Genomic DNA, 2,916 nt, shown 5'->3' on the forward strand with positions numbered 1-2,916 from the left:
GGCCAGCCCCCACACCCCCGGAGTTTAGGGGGCAAGATGAAGCCAGGAGCGGGGTGGCAGGGCACCGCGCGGCTTTGTCCGGTTGAAACGGAGGCGGTGCTGGTCTATTCGACCGGAGATCGAAGTATTTGGCGAAATCCGGGTTGCGTCCGGTCCGGGCGCACAGTGAAGTCAGACCCGTCCCAAAAACCCTTGCGTTTCCATTGTCAGAAAAAAGGCGACACATCATGGCCGACACAAAGTCCCCCGAGATACTGTATACCATTGTAGACGAAGCACCGGAGCTCGCCAGCGCCTCCTTCCTGCCGATCATCCGCAAGTTCGCCGCGGCGGCGGGGATCTCGGTCGGCACCAAGGATATTTCGCTGGCCGGCCGGATCATTGCCACCTTTCCCGAGAGCCTGACCGAAGAGCAGCGCCAGTCGGATGACCTGGCCGAGCTGGGCGAGCTGGTCAAACAGCCCGGCGCCAATGTCATCAAGCTGCCGAATATCTCGGCCTCGGTGCCGCAACTTGTCGCCGCGGTGAAGGAGCTGCAGGCGCAGGGCTATGCGCTTCCGGATTACCCCGAAGACCCGCAGACCGATGCGGAGAAGGACGTGCGCGCACGCTTTGACGCGATCAAGGGCTCGGCGGTGAACCCGGTGCTGCGCGAGGGCAACTCTGATCGGCGCGCCGCCAAACCCGTCAAGAACGACGCCCAGAAGAACCCGCACCGGATGGGCAAATGGTCTGCCGACAGCAAGACCAAGGTATCGTCGATGGACGGCAACGACTTCCGCTCGACCGAGGTCTCGGCCACGCTGAGCGCCGCCCAGGCCGGCAAGGCGAAGATCGAGTTCGTGTCCAAGGACGGCAGCACCAAGGTCCTGAAGGATGGCTGGGCGCTCGAGGCCGGCACGGTTGTGGATGCCGCCTTCATGTCGGCGCGCGCGCTCTCCGATTTCCTTGCGGAGCAGATCGAGGCGACCAAGCAGGACGGCACGCTGTTCTCGCTGCACATGAAGGCGACGATGATGAAGGTCTCTGACCCGATCATCTTTGGCCATGCGGTCAAGGCCTGGCTGGCACCGGTGTTCGAAAAATACGGCGACGAATTGAAGGCGGCCGGCGTCAACCCGAACTCGGGGATGGGCGACCTGCTGGAGCGGGTCAAGGACAAGCCCGAGATCATGGCCGCGATCGAGGAGGTGCGCGCCGAGCGTCCGCCGATGTACATGGTGAACTCCGACAAGGGCATCACCAACCTGCACGTGCCCTCTGACGTGATCATCGACGCCTCGATGCCGGCGCTGATCCGCGCCGGTGGCAAGGGCTGGGGCCCGGATGGCACTGAGGGCGACAGCAACTGCGTCATCCCCGACAACTCATACGCGCCGATCTATGACGAGAGCATCAAGTTCTTCAAGGAAAACGGCGCGCTCGACCCCGCCACCGCCGGCTCGGTGCAGAACGTCGGCCTGATGGCGCAGAAGGCCGAGGAATACGGCAGCCACCCCACCACCTTCGAGGCCGAGGCCGATGGCAGCTTCCGCGTGGTGCTGGAGAACGGTGACGTGCTGCGTGAGCACAGCGTGGAGGCCGGCGACATCTGGCGCGCCTGCACCACCAAGAAGGCACCGATCGAGAACTGGGTGCAGCTGGCGATGGACCGCCAGCGGCTGACCGGCGCTCAGGCGATCTTCTGGCTCGACGAGACCCGGGCGCATGATGCCGAGCTGATCAACTACGTGACCCCGATCCTCGAGGAAAACGGCGTGGCCGGCAACTTCTCGATCATGGCGCCGCGCGAGGCGACCCGCGCCTCGCTCGAGACCATCACCGCCGGCAAGGACAGCATCGCCATCACCGGCAACGTGCTGCGCGACTACCTGACCGACCTGTTCCCGATCCTCGAGCTCGGCACCTCGGCCAAGATGCTGTCGATCGTCAAGCTGATGAACGGAGGCGGGTTGTTCGAGACCGGTGCCGGCGGCTCGGCCCCCAAGCACGTGCAGCAACTGGTCGAGGAAAACCACCTGCGCTGGGATTCGATGGGTGAGTTCTGCGCCCTGGGCGAGAGCCTGAAGTTCCTCGCCGACAGCCAGGGCAATGCCAAGGCCGGCGTGCTGGGCGAGGCGGCCGAGGTGGCCACGCAGGGCATCCTCGACAACGACCGTTCGCCCTCGCGCAAGGTGGGTGAGCCTGACAACCGCGACAGCCACTACTGGTTTGCGCGCTACTGGGCCGAGGCGCTGGCGGCGCAGTCGGACGACGCCGAGCTGGCGGCGCATTTCAAGCCGATCGCCGAGGAACTGGCCGCCAAGGAAGACGCGATCACCGGCGAACTGGCGGCAGCGCAGGGCCAGCCGGCGGAGATCGGCGGCTACTACAAGCCCGACGTCGAGAAGAAGGCCGAGGTGATGCGGCCGAGCAAGACGCTGAACGCGATCATCGGGTGATGGGTTTGCGTTGAGTTGGAGGGCCGTCCGGGGGACCGGGCGGCCCTTTTCCGCGGGGGCCTGTCGCAGGCGCCTCGGGCAGAGCTCTCGTTCACACCTGGTCCGGCGAGATACGGGCAGCGCGGAACAAGGCCGCCGCGCCATCGCCAGACCGTCCGGACGGGCTGGCGATTTGGTGCGCGTCGACGGATCCTTCAGAGGGTCTACGGATTCTGCCGGAATAAACTGCCTTGCGTCACCGTCGGATCGCCATCCCGCGGTCTGGCAATGGCGCAGTTCCGCGTGTCTTGCGAGCCCCCGCCCCGGCCTTGCGCCGGGGCCTCCTGGTCAGATACGCAGCGCGGCGCTGAGGTCCCTGTCTAACCAGTTTTCTGTATAATGGAGGTGCGGACGGCATCCCGTGAGGTCCCTGGGCAAGAGCCCGTGTGCCGGATTGGGAGCCGTCCGCATTCTTGGTCGTCAGCCTGAACGGTTG

At 65.4% G+C, this 2,916-nt stretch carries 1 protein-coding gene; it reads left to right on the top strand.

The features are described from left to right. Positions 1 to 227 precede the first annotated feature (227 nt). Positions 228 to 2,441, top strand: coding sequence for an NADP-dependent isocitrate dehydrogenase (locus tag VOI27_RS23085; protein WP_323769019.1), 2,214 nt, complete (start codon positions 228 to 230; stop codon positions 2,439 to 2,441). The last annotated feature ends 475 nt before the right edge of the window (positions 2,442 to 2,916 follow it).

Origin of the sequence: Marinovum sp., assembly GCF_034669705.1 — a bacterium.
In the GTDB taxonomy this organism is placed as follows: Bacteria; Pseudomonadota; Alphaproteobacteria; order Rhodobacterales; family Rhodobacteraceae; genus Marinovum.